Here is a 2,332-nt window from a genome sequence, read left to right as displayed (position 1 = left end):
TTAGCAGAACTTTATGATAAATTAACTGGACCTAAAAATAAAAAAGTAGCTCATGTTCTTAAAGTACATTCTTTGAATCCAAAAGTGCTTGAGGATCATTTGAATTTATACAAAACGATAATGTATGGTAAATCAAATATTACCAGGGAACAAAGAGAAATGGTAGCAACATTTGTATCAAATATTAACGAATGTCATTATTGAATTAATCATCATGGAGCGGCGCTCCAAAAGTTAATAAGAGATAATAAAAAAGCTAAAAAAATATTTTCTGAGGTTATTGAAGACTATAATTCAGCTAATATATCCAAAAGAGAAAGGTCAATGTTGTGTTATGCAGAAAAATTAACAAAAAAGCCAAATTCAGTAAAAAAAGAAGATATTAAAAGACTAAAGGAAATAGGCTTGAGTGATAAAGATATTCTTGATTTAAATCAGGTGGTTTCCTATTTTAACTATGTAAATAGAATTGCTGAAGGTTTAGGTATTGATTTGGAAGAAGGAAAAGAAGAAATTTATAAAAAATAAGAGGGAGGGTTATTTATTATGGAAAAAGCAAATAAGCTTTATATTTTATGGACAAATGGTGATCCTATTACTTCAAAAAAGATGGTAAATATGTATGCAAAAAATAGCCTTATTCATGGTTGGTGGGAGGAAGTTACCCTTATAGTATGGGGAAAACCAGCTCAATTAATTGCAGAAAATGAAGAAATTCAAAAGCAAATCAAAGAAAATATTGAAGCAGGAGTAAAAATGACTGCCTGTAAAGCCTGTGCTGATCAATTAGGTGTTAGTGAAAAGCTAGAAGAATTAGGAATTGAACTTCGTTATTGGGGAGAGCCTTTGACAAACGTATTAAAAAATGATGAAAAATTAATTACGATTTAAAAATAATAAAATTGAAAATTAGAATTTTAATCCCCTGTTTAAATGCAGGGGATTTTCTATATGAAAATATTCTTGACTTACCTTGTGGTTCTAGGTATAATTGACAAAATATTATTTTTTAAAGAAAAAAGGAAAGTTAGAATTAGAAAAACATAAAAAACAATGGGAAATAGTTCATGCTACATTATCTGAACAAATTTATGAAGATAAGGATAATGTTGAAAAAGGAGAGGATGAAAATGTTTGATTTAGAATTAAAAATCAATTCCTGGAGTGATTATTTGCGTTCCAGTGGGAAATTAGATGAAGAGGATATTCTGGAACTTGAAAATCATTTAAGAGAACAAATTGATGAATTAACAGCCAAAGGACTTAGTAAGGAAGAAGCTTTTTTAATAAGTGTAAAAAGACTGGGAAATGTCAATAAAATATCAGATGAATATTCAAAAGTGAATACTGAAGATTTATGGAAACAATTAATAGCTGATCCGGTTGACCCAGCTGTAAGTAAAAAAGACAGAAAAAACATTCTTATAATAATTATATTTGCTTTATTAGCAGGAACAGCTGCTAAATTACCGACATTTTTTGGGATTAATATTGATAACAGTATTAAATATTTTAAGAATCTAAGTTTTTATCTGATTCCTTTCATAACTTTATATTTTATAATTAAAAATAAAATAAATAAAAAATTGATTGTTTATATTACTGGGATTTTTGCTATAACTGCTCTAGTTATTAATCTATATCCTTCCTATAAACCCAACCATACAGCAATCTTAACAGGGATTCATCTTCCAATAATGTTATGGTTAGTGACGGGCATAGCTTATATCGGGGAAAAATGGAAGACGAAGGAAGGACGAATGGATTTTCTAAGATTTACAGGAGAATGCTTTATATATGGAAGTTTAATAATGTTTGGATTTTTTGTTTTAATGATGTTTACCTCCCTTATTTTTCAGTCAATTGCAATTGATATTGAAAGTTTCATGGAAAATTATTTTATTTTTTATGGGCCTTCTGCAGCTGCTATGATCACAGTATATTTAGTTGAAACTAAAAAAAGCATAGTAGAAAATTTTGCTCCAGTTTTAGCTAAAATTTTTAGTCCACTATTTTTGATTACAATGTTAATATTTATAGGAACAGTTATTTTTACAGGAAATAGTCCTTATCTTGAAAGAAATTTCTTAATAGGTTTTGATTTAATGTTAGTACTAGTTTTAGGAATGGTCATATATACAATATCAGCCAGAAAAATGTATGATAAAAAAGGGATATTCGATTATCTGAATGGTATTTTGATTTTCGTAGCGATAATAGTAGATGGTATTGCACTTTCAGCAATTATATTTAGATTAACTGAATTTGGAATTAGCCCAAACAAATTAGCAGCTTTAGGTGAAAATGTTTTATTATTAGTTAATCTTGCAGG

The 2,332-nt window shown here is 28.2% G+C and carries 5 protein-coding genes; all 5 read left to right on the top strand.

The genetic code is table 11. The annotated features are described in order from the left end of the window. Nucleotides 1–204: peroxidase (locus VJ881_03260; protein ID HKL75063.1), on the top strand; the 204-nt coding region annotated here is incomplete at its 5' end. Beyond that, nucleotides 205–528 (top strand): peroxidase-related enzyme, encoded by a 324-nt coding sequence (locus VJ881_03255; GenBank protein ID HKL75062.1) that lies wholly within the window; start codon nt 205–207, stop codon nt 526–528. Between the two features lie 18 nt (nt 529–546). Beyond that, entirely contained in the window at nt 547–891 is a 345-nt protein-coding gene (locus tag VJ881_03250) for a DsrE family protein (GenBank protein ID HKL75061.1), read from the top strand. Between the two features lie 100 nt (nt 892–991). Beyond that, nucleotides 992–1,138 (top strand): hypothetical protein, encoded by a 147-nt coding sequence (locus tag VJ881_03245; protein ID HKL75060.1) that lies wholly within the window; start codon nt 992–994, stop codon nt 1,136–1,138. After that, nucleotides 1,131–2,332: permease prefix domain 1-containing protein (locus tag VJ881_03240; protein ID HKL75059.1), on the top strand; the 1,202-nt coding region annotated here is incomplete at its 3' end. The genes VJ881_03245 and VJ881_03240, both read left to right, overlap by 8 nt.

This window comes from Halanaerobiales bacterium, assembly GCA_035270125.1.
Lineage (GTDB): Bacteria > Bacillota > Halanaerobiia > Halanaerobiales > DATFIM01 > DATFIM01.
Note: the sequence above shows the minus strand (reverse complement) of the source record. Positions and strands in the feature narration are given on the sequence as shown.